Genomic DNA, 15757 nt, shown 5'->3' with positions numbered 1-15757 from the left:
GAGCAGGGCGGCCGCGACGTCGCGCAGAGCTCACGTCAGACGCTGTGCTTCCCACGTCGCCGGAGAGCGACAGCCGCACCGGCAGCGAGCATCAGCCCACCGATCGCGAGCAGCAGTCCACCCGCCAGGCTGAACGGGCTGTTGCTACTGGCAACAGCATCGCCAGGGCCACCGACACCCGCATCCACCTCGGTCGGTACGCCGGGAGTCGGCGTCTCGGACTCACCCGGTACGTCGGACACCGGCGTCGACGTGGTTGCCGTCGGCGGAGTGTCGGACGAGGTCCCCGGTGACGTCGCCGGCGGCGTGGCCGGAGGAGTCGCGGGCGGCGTGGCCGGCGGGGTCGCAGGCGGCGTCGACGGCGACTTGGTGGGGCTCGTTGGCGGCTTGGTCGGAGTCGGCGGCGTCTTGGTCGGCGGAGTCTTCGTCGGCGGGCACGGCGTCTTCGTCGGCTCCGTCGTCGGCGGGGAGGTCGGCTCCGTAGTCGGCGGAGAGGTCGGCGGGGCGTCGCAGCCCTCGACCCAGAAGACCTTGTGCTTCTTGTCGGCGCCGATCGAGCCGGGCGCGTTCACGGTGAGCTTCACGTGGTAGCCCTGCTGTGGCTGGGGCTGACCGGTGAACTTCAGCGTGTACGCCTCCTTGGCGTCCAGGTCGTTGCCGCCACCGGCCGCGTCACCGCCGATGAAGGGGTGCAGGTTGCCGGAGACGACCTGCAGGCCGCCGTCCTTGGTCGGCGCCTGGTCCTCGAACGTCACCGTTGCGTAGTAGCTGTCGTTCTTGTCGTAGTTGTAGAACTCGACGACGAACGTGCAGCCCTGGTGCGGGTTGTTGTCCGGTGGGCCGCTCTGGATGTCGGCGCCCTCGATCTTGACCGTGCCGTTGTTGCCCGGCGGATTGCCTTTGTGGCCGTTGGCCACTGTCGTCTCGTCGGCGCTGGCCGACGGCGCGACCAGCAGAGCTGACGCACCAAGCAGTACTGAAAGCGCTCCGGCCGCGGCGACGAGGCTCGCGGCCCGGGAGCGAACACCCGTGGGGATCATGTCCGTCCTTGAACGGTGCAGGAGTAGGTCCACGAGAAGTATTGCGGTTCCGTTACAGCAGTCAACCTGATCAGGTAACGATTGACTGCACAGGTCCGGACCCTTGTCCACAGGCGCCTGTGGACAACGCGCCGGGGCGCCGACGGTTCCGGAGAACCGCCGGCGCCCGGCCGGGTTGTTGCTGGTGGCAAGGTCGTCACCGAGTGTGGCGGCCGTGGCGGCGAAGGCTGGCGATCGCGCCGCCGACCAGGAGCATGCCGCCGAGGGTCATCAGGATGCCCCCTGCTTCCGTCGAGTCGTTGGATGTGGATGCGGCCGTTGCTCTGGTCTGCGCGTTGCCGGCCAGTCCGGCGTCAATCGCTGTCGGTACCGCCCCCGTCGGCGGTCGCGTGGTGTGGTGCGTCGTCGGCGTACTCACCGGTGTCGACGTGGCCGGCGTGCTCGGCGGCGGTGTCGTCTCCGCTGTGGTCGGTGGAGGCGGCGGCGTCGTAGGTGGCGTCGACGGAGGTGTCGTAGGTGGTGTCGTAGGTGGCGTCGGCGGCGGCGTGGTGGGTGGTGTCGTCGGCGGCGTCGTAGGTGGCGTCGTCGGAGGTGTTGTAGGCGGTGTCGTCGGCGGCGTGGTGGGTGGTGGGGCGTTGCAGCCCTCGACCCAGAAGACCTTGTGCTTCACGTCGGCGCCCTGCGAGTGCGGCGCGTGGACGGTGAGCTTGACGTGGTAGCCCTGCTGCGGCTGAGGCTGTCCGCTGAACTTCAGCGTGTACACCTCTTTGGCGTCCAGGTCGTTGCCACCACCGGCTGGATCCCCACCGATGAAGGGATTCAGGTTGCCGGACACCACCTGCAGGCCGGCGTTCGCCGTCGGCGCCTGGTCCTCGAAGATGACCTGCGCGTTGAACTGCCCCTGCTCGTAGTTGTAGAACTCCACCGTGAAGGAGCAGCCCTGGTGCGGGTTGTTGTCGGGCGGTCCGCTCCCGAGGTCCACACCTTCGACCTTGATCGTGCCGTTGTTGCCCGGCGCCTGCATCGCGGCGTCGACCATCCCCGGCGACGACGGCCGCACCAGCAGTGCCGCCGATCCAACCAGTACCGTGAGCGCTCCGGCCGCAACAGCTCCGGCAGCCAGGTGAGCGCGAACCCCCTTGATGACCATCCCTGATCCCCTGTCTGGCATACGTCACAGTCCGGGCGGACACCTCATCTGCAGTATGACCATTTCGTTGCCCAAGTCAACAACTGACGACTGACAACGAGAGACTCGTTGCCTCAGGCATGCGCCATGCGGTGGATGATCACGATCGCCGAGTCGTCCCCCGGCCCGCCCGCGGTCGCCACCAGCTCGGCCGCGCCGCCCTGGAACCCGTGCGCCACCAGCCGTTCGGCGTGTCCCGTCAGCCGGTCCGTACCCCGGCCGATGTCCCGCCGCGGCGTCTCCACCATCCCGTCGCTGTACAGGAACAGCGCGTCCCCCGGCTTCAGCACCCCGCTGTTCACCTTGAACTCCGGCGCCTCGACCAGCCCGAGCAACGGCCCCTCAGCGTCCCGCGTCTGCCACCGCCCGGACCAAGCGTCGAACTGGATCGCCGGAGGGTGGCCGGCGGTCCGTACGTCAAATTCGCCGGTCCGGAGGTCGACCGCGACATGTACCACCGTGGCGAAGTCGTCGTCCCAGTCCTGCCGACGCAGGTACCGGTTCGCGGACCACAGGAACGCCTCCGCCGGTACGACGCCCAGCAGTCCGCCGAACGCGCCGGACAGCAGCAGGGCCCGTGTCCCCGCGTCGATTCCCTTGCCCGAGACATCGACCAGCGCGACCTCGAGCACGTGGTCGCGCACTGTCGACACCACGAAGTCACCGGAGAACGAAGACCCACCAGCAGACTGGATGGCCACCTCGGCCCGCCAGCCACCCGGCAGCGGCGGCAGCTCGCCCTGAGCGGTCAGTGTGTCCCGCAGCTCCATCAGCATCGACTCACCACGAGTGCCTGGTACGCCGAGCCGGCTGCGCACCTTCGCACTGGTCAGCACGATCCAGCCGACGATCACCATGACCAGCACGAAGCCGGTCCGCGGCACCGGCCCGGGTCGCGACAGCACGACGTACGAACCGGCGCTAACGGTGATGACGGTCAGGGCGACGAGCTCGCGGAAGCGCAGCAGCAGTCCACCCAGCAGCAGCGGGACGAGCAGCAGCGACGCGGGCACGTAGGTCCGCAGGAGCATGCTGAGTACGGCGCACACCAGCGACATCACAGCCAGCGCGAAGAACGCCAGTCGGTGCGAGCGGCGGGCACGGCGCGCCAGCGCCTCGACCCGGCGGCCGATGCGTCGTACCAGCGTCAGACCGCCGCTCCATCTCATGGTGTGAAGAACATAACGGCACCACTCGGTCCGCGCATCACTTCGTAACCCAACTGATGACACTCAGCTCTTGCGGGTGAGTCCGGTGCGTTGACACTTCGGGCACCAGAACAAGTTGCGTCCGGCCAAGATCTGGGTCCGGATCACCGAGTTGCAGACAAAGCACCGCTGCCCCTGCCGTCGGTAGACGTAGACCTCGCCACCATGGTCGTCCTTGCGCGGGTCCCGGCCCATCGCCTCGGGAGTGTGGTCGTCGGCAACGGTGTCGATCCGGCCGGTCTCGACGCCGTACTTCATCAGCTCGAGCAGGTCGGTCCACATCCCTGCCCACTCGCGCTTCTTGACCACGTTGCCCGGTGTCATCGGGTTCAGCTTGGCCCGGAACAGCACCTCGGCCCGGTACACGTTGCCGACCCCGCTGAGCACCTCCTGGTTCATCAGCAGCTGCCCGATCGGCAGCTTGCTGCGGTGGATCCGCTTCCATGCCAGCTCCGGGTCGGCGTCGTCGCGCAGCGGGTCCGGACCGAGACGGCCGAGCAGCTTGTCCCGCTCCTCGCCGGTGATCACCTCGCACACGGTCGCGCCGCGGAGGTCGGCGTACGACGTGGCGTTCTGCAGCCGCAGCCGGACCTGTCCGACCGGCTCGGGGACCGGCGCCGGCCGGATGTCCATCTTGCCGATCAGGCCGAGGTGGATGTGCAGCCAGCCGGCCCCTTCGAAGTCGGCGAGGAAGTGCTTGCCGTGGGCCTCGGTCTGCCGCAGCACGTGCCCGTCGAGCAGCGCGGCGCCCTCGACGAAGCGGGCCTGCGGGCTGGACGCCCGGACCGGACGGCCGCCGAACGCGTCCCAGACGTCGTTCGCCAGTCGGTGCAGGGTGTGGCCTTCAGGCATGATTCCTCATATGGGGACGACAGGTGGTTCCAAGGGTGCCCGGACCGCTCCGGCCACGCCGGCGGTGGTCGGCACCGGTCGGTCGATGCGCGCCCGGGACGTCTCCCGGCCGCGCCGGCCGGTCCAGCGACGCCCGGTGCTGCCACCGGAGCCGGCCGAAGACGACCAGGACGCTCAGGGCAGCGGCGGCAGTTCGCCGGTCGCTTCGTAGGCCGACAGCATGTCGATCCGGCGGGTGTGTCGGTCCTCGCCGGAGTAGTCGGTGGCCAGGAACGTGTCCACGAACCCGGTCGCCTCCTCCTCGGTGTGCATCCGCCCTCCGACGCTGATCACGTTGGCGTTGTTGTGCTCGCGGCCGAGCTGTGCGGTCTCGGTGCTCCAGGCCAGCACGGCCCGGACCCCCTTCACCTTGTTCGCGGCGATCTGCTCGCCGTTGCCCGAGCCACCGATCACGATGCCCAGGCTGCCCGGGTCGTCGACCACCGCCTGCGCGGTCCGCAGGCAGTACGGCGGGTAGTCGTCGACGGCGTCGTACACGGCCGGGCCGTGGTCCTGGACGTCGTGGCCGGCAGCAGTCAGGTGCTGGACCAGGTGGTTCTTCAGTTCGAACCCGGCGTGGTCGGAGCCGATGTGCACTCGCATGGCCTGCAATCTACTGGCGCACCGGTACGCCCGGCAGCTTGGGTGCACCCGATCCGACGTACACGTTGGTCACGTAGCCGCCGTACTTCGGCAGGTACGACCACCAGTCGCTCGACCGCGGCGGTACGTCGATCAGCTCGCCCTGCGTCTGCGCGCTGACCAGGACCTCCACGCCGGAGGGCAGGTGCCCGAGGATCCCGCAGGACGTGTTCGGTGCGGTCCGCACGCGCACACCCTCGCCAGTGGTCACCACCCAACTCCCAGCAGTCCGGACCGCCCCCGGCACCGTCAGCGCCCGGGTCAGCCGGGTCACGTCCGTGTAGGCCTTGCCGTACTTCGTCCCGCTCGGGTGCAGCGTGAACACCGAGACGATGGTCCGGTCGTCCACCCCGACCGTCCCGGTGGTGTGCAGTGCGTCGCTGACCAGGTCGAGCAGGGAGTCCGGCTTCGCGCGGTCCGAGCGGTAGCCGCTCGAGCCGAGGAAGCCGGACCAGCCCTGCTTGATGCTGAACTCAGGATCGAAGACGGACGGGATCCCGAAGTACTGGTCGAAGCCGTCGGTGCCGTACCGGGTCGGCTGGTGCAGGAGGCCCATCACGTAGCTCCGGACCCGCACGGGCGCCCGGTCGAGGATGTAGCGGTAGATGCGGACGGTGTCGGCCGCCGTGATCCCGACGTACCCCCAGAAGCCCGGGTGGGTGGCGGGCGGCCCGGACGTGTGGGTGAGGCCGAGCCGCTTCACCATCCGCTCCACGATCGCCGCGCCACCGCACTCGTCCCAGTAGTAGCTGGCCGCATCGTCGTCGCTGCTGCGCAGCATGACCTCGAGCCGGGCCCGGTCCGCGGCCGGCACGTCGTACTCCGGTCCGAGCTGCCAGAGCACGTCCAGCACGATCAGGAGCTTCACCACCGAGGCCGAGCGGAACTGATGATCGGCATTCAGTTGCTGGACGAACTGCCCGGTGGAGCGGTCGAAGACGGCGATACCGGCCGTCACACCGGGGGGCACACCAACAAATTCGGCGAAGTCGGCACCGACCGCAGGCAGTTCATCACGTACTGTCATCTGTAACCTACTCACCACTTGACGAATTCCTCAGTGAGCAACCTTCACCGGCCGGGCGTGCTCAGTTCAAGCCCTGAACGACAGACCGAAAGATCAAACGTCCGTTTCAGTCGAAGACCGGACCCCGGTCGCGGGTCCGCTTCAGCTCGAAAAAGCCGTCGGTCGCGGCGACCAGCCGGACGCCGTCCCAGAGCTTGCCGGCGGCCTCACCCTTCGGGGCCGGCGTGACCACCGGGCCGAAGAACGCGGATCCTTCGACCGAGATCACCGGGGTCCCGACCTCCATGCCCACCAGGTCCATGCCGGCGTGGTGCGACTTGCGCAGCGCGTCGTCGAACTTGTCGGTGTCCGCGGCCTCGAGCAGCGAGTCCGGCAGGCCGACCTCGGCCAGCGCTTCGGCCAGTACGGCGTCGTCCTCGCCGCCGCGGCCCTCGGTGTGGATCCGCCGGCCGAGGGCGGTGTAGAGCGGGAGCAGGACCTCGTTGCCGTGCGCCTGCTCGGCCGCGATCAGTACGCGCACCCGGCCGAGCTTGCGCTGCCAGTTGGCGTCGTGCTCGTCGCGGTCCTCGTTCAGGACGGCGAGGCTCATCACGTGCCAGGTCGTCGTCACGTCGCGCACCTGCTCGACCTCGAGCATCCAGCGAGACGTCATCCAGGCCCAGGGGCAGGCCGGGTCGAACCAGAAATCAGCGGAGGCAGTCATATTCCTCATCATACAAAATTGAAAGATCTGAGATACCGGTCTGATATCTGATACCCAAGATCGGGGGGAAACCCTCAGCAAAGCCCACAGCCAGGTGCATAGGATGCCGACATGCCTGGAACCAACCTCACGCGCGACGAGGCGCGTACCCGTGCCGGCGTGGTCAGCGACGTGAGTTACGCGATCGAGCTCGACCTGACCAACGCGCCCAGCGGCGCTCCGACCTTCCCGTCGGTGACGACGATCACCTTCGCGGCCGAGGCCGGTGCGGGTACGTTCGCCGACCTGATCGCGGAGAAGGTCCGCACCGTCACCCTGAACGGTGTCGCCCTGGACCCGGACACGGTCTACGACGGCGCCCGGATCCAGCTGGATGATCTGGCCGCGGAGAACGTGCTGACCGTGGTCGCCGACTGCCTGTACTCGCGTACCGGTGAAGGGCTGCACCGCTCGGTCGACCCGGCCGACAAGGAGACCTACCTCTACACCCAGTTCGAGGTGCCGGACGCCCGCCGGGTGTTCACCACCTTCGAGCAGCCGAACCTCAAGGCGCCGTTCACCTTCACCGTCTCCGCACCGGCCCGCTGGGTCGTCATCTCGAACGCTCCGACGCCGGAACCCACGCCGTACAAGGGCGAGCACGGCGAGGAGCTGGCCCACTGGGAGTTCCCGGCGACCGAGCGCATCTCGACGTACATCACCGCAGTGGTCGCCGGTCCGTACCACGTGGTCAGCGACGTGTACGACGGTCCGCACGGGTCCTACCCGCTGTCGCTGCTGTGCCGTCCGTCGCTGAAGGACGCGCTCGACGTCGACGACCTGTTCGAGGTGACCAAGCAGGGCTTCGCGCTGTTCGAGAATGCCTTCGGCACGCCGTACCCGTTCCACAAGTACGACCAGGCCTTCGTGCCTGAGTACAACATGGGCGCGATGGAGAACGCAGGCTGCGTGACGCTCCGGGACGACCTCCTGTTCCGCAGCCGGACCACCCACGCGGAGCTGGAAGCCCGTGCCAACACCGTGCTGCACGAGCTCGCGCACATGTGGTTCGGCGACCTGGTCACGATGACGTGGTGGGACGACCTGTGGCTGAACGAGTCGTTCGCCGAGTGGGCCAGCCACTGGGCCCAGGTGGTCGCGACGACGAAGTACGCCGACGCGTGGACGACGTTCTGCAACGCCCGGAAGAACTGGGCGTACCGGCAGGACCAGCTGCCCTCGACGCACCCGATCGCCGCCGACATGGTCGATCTGCACGCGGTCGAGGTGAACTTCGACGGCATCACCTACGCCAAGGGCGCCTCGACGCTTCGGCAGCTGGTGGCGTTCGTCGGTGAGGACACCTTCATCACCGCGCTGAAGGAGTACTTCGCCGACCACGCGTTCGGCAACACCGAGCTGACCGACCTGCTGAAGCCGCTGGAGAAGGCGTCCGGGCGGGACCTGGACGACTGGACCGAGCGCTGGCTGCGGACTGCCGGTGTGAACACGCTGCGGGCCGACTTCGCCGTCGACGACCAGGGGGCGTTCACCTCGTTCGCGATCGAGCAGACCGCGACCGACAAGTTCCCGGTACTGCGGCCGCACCGCCTCGCGGTCGGCCTGTACCGCCGTACCCCCGAGGGCCTGGTCCGGACCGAGCGCTTCGAGGTGGACATCGACGGGCCGCGGACGGACCTGCCCGAGCTCACCGGTGCGTCGCAGCCGGACCTGGTCCTGCTGAACGACGACGACCTCACCTACGCGAAGATCCGGCTGGACGAGCGCTCCCGGGCGACGCTGGTCGAGTCGATCGACCAGCTGACCGAGTCGTTGCCCAGGGCACTCGCCTGGGGCTCCGCCTGGGACATGACCCGCGACGCGGAGATGCCGGCCAGCCAGTACGTCGGCATCGTGCTGCGGGGCATCCGCGCCGAGACCGACCTGACCGGCGTCCGCTCGCTGCTCGCCCAGGCGAGCAGTGCGATCAACCTGTACGCCGCGCCCCAGAACCGGGCTGGGCTGCGGGCCGAGTTCGAAGAGGCACTGGCCGGTCTGGTCGCCGACGCTGAGCCGAGCAGCGACCACCAGCTCGCCTACGTGCGGGCCTACAGCACAGGCGTGTTCTCGGAAGCCGGTGCGGACCGGCTCGCTGCCTGGCTGGACGGAAGGGACCTGCCGGAAGGCCTGGTCGTCGACACCGACCTGCGGTGGACGTTGATCGTGGCGCTGGCCCGACTGGGTCGCATCGGTGCGGACGAGATCGACGACGAGCTCACCCGCGACACCACGATGACCGGCCAGGAGCGGGCCGCCCAGGCGCGCGCCGCGCGGCCGACCGCCGAGGCGAAGGAAGAAGCCTGGCGGATCGCGGTCGAGTCCGAGGACACCCCGAACGAGACGCAGTTCCGGACCATCCTCGGCTTCCAGCAGCCGGGCCAGGAGGACCTCCTGCGCCCGTACGTCGAGAAGTACCTGAGCGCGGCCAAGGACGTGTACACGCGCCTCGGCTCGTCGATGGGCGAGAACGTCCTGGTCTACCTGTCGCCGCGCAACCTCGCCGAGCAGTCCTCGCTGGACGCCCTGACAGGCTGGCTGGACGCGGAGTCCGCGCAGGTCGACGCGCCGACGCTGCGGTACGTCACCGAGGCACAGGCCGACCTGACCCGCGCCATCGCAGCGCAGGCCAGCGACATCGTCGCCTGACACCCGTGGACACTGCCCGGTCTCACCAGAGACCGGGCAGTGTCGCGACAGAGCACGGAGTGCGGTAAGACTGGACCGGTGCCCGCCTCCGACCCCGCCTTGGCCGGTGCGGCAGCTGTTGCGCTGACCGGACTCGCAGAGGCCTACCGACCCCGCCCGATCACTCCCCTGATGCCCTGGCGCTACCCGCACCGCCTGGTGAAGCCGTACATCATCACCGCCCGCGGACGGCAGTGGGACGACCAGATGGTCGAGACCGTGCAAGGTACTGCGGGCCGGCAGCTCGACTTCGACGACGCGATGGGCGCTGTCGGCCTGGCTGTCGTCGTACTGCACCTCGGCGACGACGGCATCTACCTGGTCGTGCAGAGCTGGTCACGGGACTTCCAGTCACGGCTGAGCATCTTCAGCGGCCTCGACGTCGATGACCTCCGCCCGGCTCCGATCGGAGCCGGGACCTGCGTGTGGGAGCAAGAGGTGCTCAGCCACGAGCGCACGTCGTACGTGAGCCACATCCTCAGTGGCAGCGTCGACGTCGACGCCTGGCTGGACGACGCACTGGACACCCGCCCGCAGCCGAACTACGACGGGATCCCCTCCGGCACCTAGTTGCCCCCGGCGTCGTCCAAGCGCTGGCGCTGGTCCGCAGTGAGCTCGAGGTCGACCGAGGCGAGCGTCTCGTCGATCTGAGCCACCGAGGACGCACCGACCAACGGGATGATCGGTACGGCGCCGCCCATCAGCCACGAGAGCACCACCTGGTTCGCCGTGGCACCGGTCTCCTTGACGACCTCGTCCAGCGCGGCTTGCCGCTTCCGGGTGCCGGCGTGGTCGAACAGCTCGCTCAGCGGCTTGTCTGCACGCACATAGCTGCCGCTCAGCAGCGGTGAGTACGCCACCAGCGTCAGGCCCGGCTCGGTGCGCAGGTAGCTGAGCAGCTCGCCACTGGTGACGCCGATCGATCCGTCCTTTGAGCGGAGACCACCCTGGTCGGTTCGCCCGCGGAAGTACGTGTGGTGGTGCTGCAACACCTCACAGCCGGGCAGTCCGGCGGCTGCGGCCAGCTTCCGAGCCCGCTCGATCTCCCAGGCCCAGAAGTTGCTCAGCCCGACCAGACCGATCGTGCCTTCGGCCGCATGCGACCCGAACGCCTCGACCTGCTCCTCCAACGGCGTGGCGGGATCCGGTACGTGCGCGTAGTACACGTCGACGTGGTCGCGGCCGAGGTTCTGCAGGCTGCGAGCCAGCGACTCCTTGATGACCTGTGGCGACAGGCCCTCCAGCTTCTCGCTGAGGACCTTGGCCGGCTGTGGGGGCCGGCCACCGACCTTGGTGGCGATGGTGAGCTCGTTACTGTCGCCACGGCTGCTGAGCCAGCGCCCGAGCAGCTGCTCGCTCTCACCGCCCTGGGTGCCGTTGATCCAGAACGCGTAGTTGTTGGCGGTGTCGATGAAGTTCCCGCCCGCTTCGGCGTACCGGTCGAGGATCGCGAACGACGTCTCCTCGTCGGTCTGGGTCCCCATCAGCATGGCGCCGAGGGCGATCTGGCTGACCCGCCGCTGCCGGGCCGGGTCACTTCCGATAGTCAGATAACGCATACCAGGAGCGAACCAGCTAGAGCCTTCTCTAGGTCAAGGTCGAGGTCAAGGCTTCTTGCAGAGCGCGTGGTCGATCAGCCGGACGGCCGCCTTCTCCTGGGTGATCGCGGCAGCCGGCGAGTCGTCCAGTTGCGCCGACAGCGAGATCACCACGCTCCGACGACCGTCCGGACTGACCCCGGTCCGGGTCTTGTAGCCGATCTGGTCGCCGCTGGGAATCCACACCGTCCCACCGCAGGACAGGTCGCGGGAGAAGACTCCCAGGCCGTAGCGGGCGTTGGTCCAGAACTCGTCGGCGACGCCGCCGGTCTCGACGGTCCGCGTCAGCTCGTGCAGCTGCGCCGGCTTCAGCAGGCGGCCGTCGAAGATCGCCCGTACGACGGCGTCCAGCTCCTTGGCGGTGGAGATGTAGCCACCGGACGCGTCCGCGTCGATCAGCTCCGTGGTGTCGGTGTAAGTGCCGGCGGTGAAGCGCGTGTAGCCATGGGCGTGCGGGGCGGCGATCCTTGGGTCGGTCTGGGGGAAGTACGTGTCGTGCAGGTGCAGCGGGCGGACGATCCGGCGGTCGACCTCGTCGTACCAGGTCCGGCCAGTCACGGCTTTGATGATCAGGCCGATCAGGTCGTAGCCGGTGTTCGAGTAGCTCCAGCGCTCCCCCGGCGCGAATTCCGGCGGGTGGCTGAGGCCGGTGCGGACGATTTCCGCTTCGGTATGGACGGTGTACCGGCGTTCGTAGTACTGCTCGGCGTTCTCGATGTACGGGAAGTCGCCGTCGTAGATGCCGGCCGTGTGGTTCAGCAATCGGCGCACGGTGATCCGGCGGGCGTCGTACCCGGTTCCTTCGAAGAGCTCGGGCAGCCATTTCCCGACCGGGTCGTCGAGGGCCATCCGGTGCTCGGCGACCAGTTGCAGGACCACGGTCGACACCAGGATCTTGTTGGTGCTGCCAATGCGGAAATGACCGTCCGGCCGGGGCTCGCCACCGCCGAGTTCGCCGACGCCGCTGACGACCGTGGTCGAGCGCTTCGGCGTGGTCTCGCGGGCGATCACACCGGTGGTTCCGGTCTGCCGGATCGCGTCTGCGTCGCGTTGCAACTCGGACCGGCCGGTCGCGGTCGCGGGCACGGCGGCGGCCGCGAGCGTCACGGCCAGCACCAGGAAGAACGGCAGTCGTTTCATCGGGAAATTCCTCCGGGTCGGTCAAACAGATACCTGGAGGTTTTCAGCCTGGAAACTTTCCGGCCATCGCCCCCGCACCCGGACAGTGGTAGCGCGAACGCTACCGGTAAAGGTCAAACGATTGTTCGTCGGCGGACGGTGAGGAGGCGTGCGCGGTGTGCGATTCCGTGGTCACAAAGAGATTCTCGCCACCTGAGAGAGTCTCATTTGTTGGGCTCTTCGGTTTAAGCTGACGCGAAATAGCCATCCAGGTTTGCTTTGGGTTGTCTGGGGAGGGACCCGTGCTGTGACCCCTGTCGATCACCGGAGGCCGCCCGCCCGGGCTGCCCGGAGACAACAGAAGAGCCCCGGCCGACCGGCCGCAACGCCCGCGCAACGTCCGGCACCACGCTCCGAGCAGCGCTCGGCGCGGAAGGCACAGCGGTCGCACAGCGCCATCGGCGCAGCGATCGTCGCGGCTGCCGCGATGGTCGCGATCTTCGCCTTCATCCTCACCCGCGGCTCGTCCCAGGACCCGCCCGCTGACGGCCTGCGACTCGGCTCCGGAGCGGATGTCGGCGCCGCCGGACCGGCCGCGCCCGCGTCCAGCAGCGAGCCGAACACCACCAAGGCGGACCGCAACCCGCCCGCCTCGGCGAAGAGCGCTCCGCGGGCCACCAAGCCTCAGGTGAGTACGCCGCCGGTCGACACCGGCCCGGTGTCGCCGAAGTTCAGGCCCGGGCAGTGGATCGTCGTCCTGGAGAAGTACACGGCCGACGTCGGGGACGCGGAGAAGGCCGCGAGGGACACCGCGACCAAGCTCAGCAAGGGCGGTATCCCGGCCAAGGCGATGCTGGTGAACGGGCAGTACCCGGGGATGGTGAACAGCTCGTGGGAGCCGGTCACCAACACCTGGTTCGTCTACCTCGGACCTGGGACGACCTCGAAGCAGGTGCTCAACCAGTGCTCCGATACGCGGACCCAGCGGCTCTACAGCAACCCGGCCTGCCCAACGTACGAGCCAGCGGTCCGCGCAGGCGGCTGACGGGCGGCTAAAAGGGCGGCTAAAGCGCGCTGACGGCGTCGGTGGCGAGCCGGGCGTGCAGGTGGGAGTCGTGGCGCTCTCCACTCGGCTCGACGTAGTAGTCACGCATGACGCCCTCGAGTTGGAAGCCGGCTCGGCCGGCGACGCGACACGAGCCCTCGTTGATCAGTGAGTGGTCCAGCGAGATGCGGTGCAGCCCTAGACCGTCGGCCGCGAAGCCCCAGCGGGCGGCCGCGTCCAGTGCGCGCGCACCCAGCCCACGGCCGCGCGCGACCGGGCTGACCCAATAGGCGGCCACCGCCTGGTCCGGGACGCGGTGCACGTCCCGGAGCGCCACGTTGCCGACCACCTCGTCGGTGCCCGCGTCCGCGATCGCGAAGATCGCGTTACCGCGGGCCCAGGCGTCGACGCGTGGAGACAGCCACCGCGCAGCGCGCTTGGCCGCGGGCGTGCGGATCACCGCAGTACCCGCGGTCCAGCGGAGGATGTCCGGGTCCCGCAGCGCCTCGGCCACCGCAGCCTCGTCCGACTGCTCGAACGGACGGAGTACGACGTCGCCCAGGTCGATGCGGTGCGGCTGCAGGGCAGGTGTCACAGCTTGTGGGGCTCGTCGTACGCGTGCAGCAGCGGCGCCTGGACCGCGTGCGAACCCAGCTGCTGTACGCCGGTCACCAGACCGCCGGTCAGGTCACCGGTCGCGAACGACGTCTGCATGGTCAGCGCAGCCAGGCCGGCCGACGTGTCGCTCAGCTGCCGCCGGGCCAGCGGGCCCGTGACGATCTCGAGCCGGCGGCCGGCCGGATCCACGTACACCAGGACGGTGCGGTCCGGGTCGTCCAGCTCGTTCAGCAGCTCGATCGCGAACGGACGGGTCTCCTCGTCCGCGCCACCGACGTACACGGAGAAGTGCAGGCCGGAGATCTCCTCGGCATGCCGGACCGCGCGCTCGATGTCGTAGAGCTGGTCGGGGCTGAATGCGTCACCAGCTGGCACTTGCGCCTCCGGTCGTACGGGCGACGCCGGTGGCGGTCGCGGGGGTACCGGGCGCGCCCGGCAGCTCGGGCAGGCTCGCCGGGTCGGGCTTCGTCGCGGTCGGTCCGTTGATCCAGACCGGCGGCGCCCACCAGGACAGCCCGGGCCGGTACCGCGGCCCGTGCGCGATCGACGATGCGAACACCAGCAACGCCACCACCGCGACAACCAGGACAGGGATGCCGACGAACACCAGCAGGGTGTGGCCGGACACTTCAGCAATCACGTGCCGAAGCCTAGTACCCCGCCTGCCCGGCCGCTCCAGCACCTCAGGCTGGAGCGGCCGTCGCGCCGGCTCAGCAGCCGCCGCAGTTGTAGTAGGTGATGTCCCAGTGGCTGCCCTCGTCGGCGTAGATGTTGCCGGCGCCGGACCGCCACTGCGGGTACCCGTCGCCGCGGTCGGCGATCCGGGTGAAGGTGTTGTGGATGTAGTTGCCGACACACGTGTACTTCGAGATGTCGACCTTGTAGCCGTTCCAGTGGCTGTAGGTGCCGCTGGCGTGGCCGGTCTCGGTGCCGCCGGTGATGTTGATGGCGCAGCCGCTCGCCTGCTTCAGCGTGCGGACGCCGTACACGGTGCTGTCGTTGATCTGGTCGAACGACGTGCAGGTGGAGTTGTTGCGGTTCGTGCAGTTGCCGCTGGACGACCAGGTGATGCCGGCGGCGGAGAGGATCGAGGCCGCCTGGGACTGCGTCAGCTTGGTCAGCGCGGACGCCTGCTCGATGGCCACCACACCGGGCAGCAGGCCGACCAGGACGGCGACCACGGGAACGACGACGCGACGGAGGAGAGACTTCATGGGGCACTCCTTGAAATATGGGGCGGTTATCTCAAGGAGTGCACTTCCCAGGAAAGTTATTGGCGAAACGTCAGGTTGAATCAGAAATTAACATCCGAACACTGATAGAAGGCGTTCGCTGTGTCATTAATGGTCCAGACCGCAAGGATCAGGTGCCGTCCGGTCCGGCCGGTGGGGATGGTGCCCGGGTGGGCGACGTCCGTCGGCGGACGGGCGCCGTTCAGCTTCACGGTCAGGAACGGGTTGAGGTCGAGCGCGGCCCGGGTCAGCGGCTTCGTCCGGTCCCAGCCCTGCTTGGTGAGGTAGTACTTGAAGTCGGTCGTCGAGTGCGCCGCAGTCAGGTGCCAGGTGAACGTGAATCCCTGCCCTGGTTGCAACGTGGTCGCCGGCCAGCCGGTGCCGCCGCGCTGGTCGTCGAGCTGCGCGAACTGCTGCAGCCCGGCCGAGCAGAGCTTCCCGTCCGCGGGCCCGGCCTGCGGGAACCCCTTGGGACCTTCCACACTCTGCGGCTCCCACTGGATCGGGCCACAGTTGGTGACCGTGCCGTTCTGGCAGTTCTTCGCGCGGCTGACGGGCGCGGTCGTGTACCCGTGCCCGTAGGCGAGTGGGACCGACGTACACACCGTCAGAGCAAACGCACCGACGGCAATCCCGGCCATGCCGAGTTTCCGATTCCGCAGCATGCGGACTCCTTCAACTGTTGGGGCGGTGGACAGCGAAGGCGCCTAGATACCAATAG

18 protein-coding genes are annotated in these 15757 nt (G+C 68.6%); 4 read left to right on the top strand and 14 right to left on the bottom strand.

The genetic code is table 11. The features are described 5' to 3' along the window. Window positions 1–35: 35 nt before the first annotated feature. From AB0E69_RS35700 to AB0E69_RS35685, 4 genes are all read right to left on the bottom strand, one after another. The gene (locus AB0E69_RS35700) at window positions 36–1040 is read right to left on the bottom strand and encodes a hypothetical protein (RefSeq protein ID WP_360156786.1); all 1005 of its coding nucleotides are present in this window, start codon (window positions 1038–1040) and stop codon (window positions 36–38) included. A gap of 196 nt (window positions 1041–1236) precedes the next feature. After that, window positions 1237–2190 carry a hypothetical protein gene (locus tag AB0E69_RS35695; RefSeq protein ID WP_360156783.1) on the bottom strand — a complete coding sequence of 318 codons (954 nt, stop codon included), beginning with the start codon at window positions 2188–2190 and terminating at the stop codon, window positions 1237–1239. Window positions 2191–2303: 113 nt separating this feature from the next. Next, on the bottom strand, window positions 2304–3398 hold the full coding sequence (locus AB0E69_RS35690; RefSeq protein WP_360156780.1) for a PP2C family protein-serine/threonine phosphatase: 1095 nt from the start codon (window positions 3396–3398) through the stop codon (window positions 2304–2306). Window positions 3399–3461: 63 nt separating this feature from the next. Then, on the bottom strand, window positions 3462–4289 hold the full coding sequence (locus AB0E69_RS35685; protein ID WP_360156777.1) for a DNA-formamidopyrimidine glycosylase family protein: 828 nt from the start codon (window positions 4287–4289) through the stop codon (window positions 3462–3464). A gap of 10 nt (window positions 4290–4299) precedes the next feature. On the opposite strand from AB0E69_RS35685, the gene AB0E69_RS35680 reads away from it, so the two are divergent. After that, window positions 4300–4500: a hypothetical protein gene (locus AB0E69_RS35680; RefSeq protein ID WP_360156774.1), complete on the top strand. Its 201-nt coding sequence runs from the start codon at window positions 4300–4302 to the stop codon at window positions 4498–4500. Here AB0E69_RS35680 and AB0E69_RS35675 read toward each other — a convergent pair. From AB0E69_RS35675 to AB0E69_RS35665, 3 genes are all read right to left on the bottom strand, one after another. Then, a complete protein-coding gene (locus AB0E69_RS35675; protein ID WP_360156771.1) occupies window positions 4464–4931 on the bottom strand; it encodes a ribose-5-phosphate isomerase in 468 nt (155 codons plus the stop codon). The two genes, AB0E69_RS35680 and AB0E69_RS35675, sit on opposite strands and share 37 nt — an antisense overlap. A 10-nt stretch (window positions 4932–4941) precedes the next feature. Continuing rightward, entirely contained in the window at window positions 4942–5997 is a 1056-nt protein-coding gene (locus AB0E69_RS35670; RefSeq protein ID WP_360156768.1) for a hypothetical protein, read from the bottom strand. Between the two features lie 106 nt (window positions 5998–6103). Beyond that, window positions 6104–6700, bottom strand: a complete 597-nt coding sequence (locus tag AB0E69_RS35665; protein WP_360156766.1) for a DsbA family protein — start codon at window positions 6698–6700, stop codon at window positions 6104–6106. Window positions 6701–6811: 111 nt separating this feature from the next. On the opposite strand from AB0E69_RS35665, the gene pepN reads away from it, so the two are divergent. Further along, on the top strand, window positions 6812–9385 hold the full coding sequence (gene pepN / locus AB0E69_RS35660) for an aminopeptidase N (protein WP_360156763.1): 2574 nt from the start codon (window positions 6812–6814) through the stop codon (window positions 9383–9385). A gap of 78 nt (window positions 9386–9463) precedes the next feature. After that, a complete protein-coding gene (locus AB0E69_RS35655; protein WP_360156760.1) occupies window positions 9464–9994 on the top strand; it encodes a hypothetical protein in 531 nt (176 codons plus the stop codon). Here AB0E69_RS35655 and AB0E69_RS35650 read toward each other — a convergent pair. Together AB0E69_RS35650 and AB0E69_RS35645 are read right to left on the bottom strand one after the other, a co-directional pair. Next, window positions 9991–10983: an aldo/keto reductase gene (locus AB0E69_RS35650; protein WP_360156757.1), complete on the bottom strand. Its 993-nt coding sequence runs from the start codon at window positions 10981–10983 to the stop codon at window positions 9991–9993. The genes AB0E69_RS35655 and AB0E69_RS35650 overlap by 4 nt on opposite strands. Window positions 10984–11028: 45 nt before the next feature. Continuing rightward, the gene (locus AB0E69_RS35645) at window positions 11029–12162 is read right to left on the bottom strand and encodes a serine hydrolase domain-containing protein (protein WP_360156754.1); all 1134 of its coding nucleotides are present in this window, start codon (window positions 12160–12162) and stop codon (window positions 11029–11031) included. Window positions 12163–12448: 286 nt separating this feature from the next. Here AB0E69_RS35645 and AB0E69_RS35640 point away from each other — a divergent pair, with 286 nt between their 5' ends. Beyond that, the gene (locus tag AB0E69_RS35640) at window positions 12449–13186 is read left to right on the top strand and encodes a hypothetical protein (RefSeq protein WP_360156752.1); all 738 of its coding nucleotides are present in this window, start codon (window positions 12449–12451) and stop codon (window positions 13184–13186) included. A gap of 19 nt (window positions 13187–13205) precedes the next feature. On the opposite strand, the gene AB0E69_RS35635 is transcribed toward AB0E69_RS35640, so the two are convergent. From AB0E69_RS35635 to AB0E69_RS35615, 5 genes are all read right to left on the bottom strand, one after another. Beyond that, window positions 13206–13781: a GNAT family protein gene (locus tag AB0E69_RS35635; RefSeq protein ID WP_360156749.1), complete on the bottom strand. Its 576-nt coding sequence runs from the start codon at window positions 13779–13781 to the stop codon at window positions 13206–13208. After that, window positions 13778–14179, bottom strand: a complete 402-nt coding sequence (locus AB0E69_RS35630; RefSeq protein ID WP_360156746.1) for a DUF5130 family protein — start codon at window positions 14177–14179, stop codon at window positions 13778–13780. Before AB0E69_RS35630 ends, AB0E69_RS35635 begins: the two co-directional genes overlap by 4 nt. Next, entirely contained in the window at window positions 14166–14444 is a 279-nt protein-coding gene (locus tag AB0E69_RS35625; protein WP_360156743.1) for a hypothetical protein, read from the bottom strand. The genes AB0E69_RS35630 and AB0E69_RS35625 overlap by 14 nt, the downstream gene beginning before the upstream one ends. A gap of 70 nt (window positions 14445–14514) precedes the next feature. Further along, window positions 14515–15018, bottom strand: a complete 504-nt coding sequence (locus tag AB0E69_RS35620) for a hypothetical protein (RefSeq protein ID WP_360156740.1) — start codon at window positions 15016–15018, stop codon at window positions 14515–14517. An 80-nt stretch (window positions 15019–15098) separates the two neighbouring features. Next, a complete protein-coding gene (locus tag AB0E69_RS35615) occupies window positions 15099–15701 on the bottom strand; it encodes a lytic polysaccharide monooxygenase (protein WP_360156737.1) in 603 nt (200 codons plus the stop codon). Window positions 15702–15757 lie beyond the last annotated feature (56 nt).

The organism is Kribbella sp. NPDC026611 (genome assembly GCF_040638345.1).
Classification (GTDB): domain Bacteria; phylum Actinomycetota; class Actinomycetes; order Propionibacteriales; family Kribbellaceae; genus Kribbella.
The sequence above is the reverse complement of the archived record's forward strand: the minus strand, read 5'-3'. Positions and strand labels throughout refer to the sequence as shown.

Bases quoted from the DNA above. Each gene is read 5' to 3' on its own strand.
- AB0E69_RS35700 (WP_360156786.1), bottom strand. From the start codon at position 1,040: ATGATCCCCACGGGTGTTCGCTCCCGGGCCGCGAGCCTCGTCGCCGCG.
- AB0E69_RS35695 (WP_360156783.1), bottom strand. From the start codon at position 2,190: ATGGTCATCAAGGGGGTTCGCGCTCACCTGGCTGCCGGAGCTGTTGCG.
- AB0E69_RS35690 (WP_360156780.1), bottom strand. From the start codon at position 3,398: ATGAGATGGAGCGGCGGTCTGACGCTGGTACGACGCATCGGCCGCCGG.
- AB0E69_RS35685 (WP_360156777.1), bottom strand. From the start codon at position 4,289: ATGCCTGAAGGCCACACCCTGCACCGACTGGCGAACGACGTCTGGGAC.
- AB0E69_RS35680 (WP_360156774.1), top strand. From the start codon at position 4,300: ATGGGGACGACAGGTGGTTCCAAGGGTGCCCGGACCGCTCCGGCCACG.
- AB0E69_RS35675 (WP_360156771.1), bottom strand. From the start codon at position 4,931: ATGCGAGTGCACATCGGCTCCGACCACGCCGGGTTCGAACTGAAGAAC.
- AB0E69_RS35670 (WP_360156768.1), bottom strand. From the start codon at position 5,997: ATGACAGTACGTGATGAACTGCCTGCGGTCGGTGCCGACTTCGCCGAA.
- AB0E69_RS35665 (WP_360156766.1), bottom strand. From the start codon at position 6,700: ATGACTGCCTCCGCTGATTTCTGGTTCGACCCGGCCTGCCCCTGGGCC.
- pepN (WP_360156763.1), top strand. From the start codon at position 6,812: ATGCCTGGAACCAACCTCACGCGCGACGAGGCGCGTACCCGTGCCGGC.
- AB0E69_RS35650 (WP_360156757.1), bottom strand. From the start codon at position 10,983: ATGCGTTATCTGACTATCGGAAGTGACCCGGCCCGGCAGCGGCGGGTC.
- AB0E69_RS35645 (WP_360156754.1), bottom strand. From the start codon at position 12,162: ATGAAACGACTGCCGTTCTTCCTGGTGCTGGCCGTGACGCTCGCGGCC.
- AB0E69_RS35620 (WP_360156740.1), bottom strand. From the start codon at position 15,018: ATGAAGTCTCTCCTCCGTCGCGTCGTCGTTCCCGTGGTCGCCGTCCTG.
- AB0E69_RS35615 (WP_360156737.1), bottom strand. From the start codon at position 15,701: ATGCTGCGGAATCGGAAACTCGGCATGGCCGGGATTGCCGTCGGTGCG.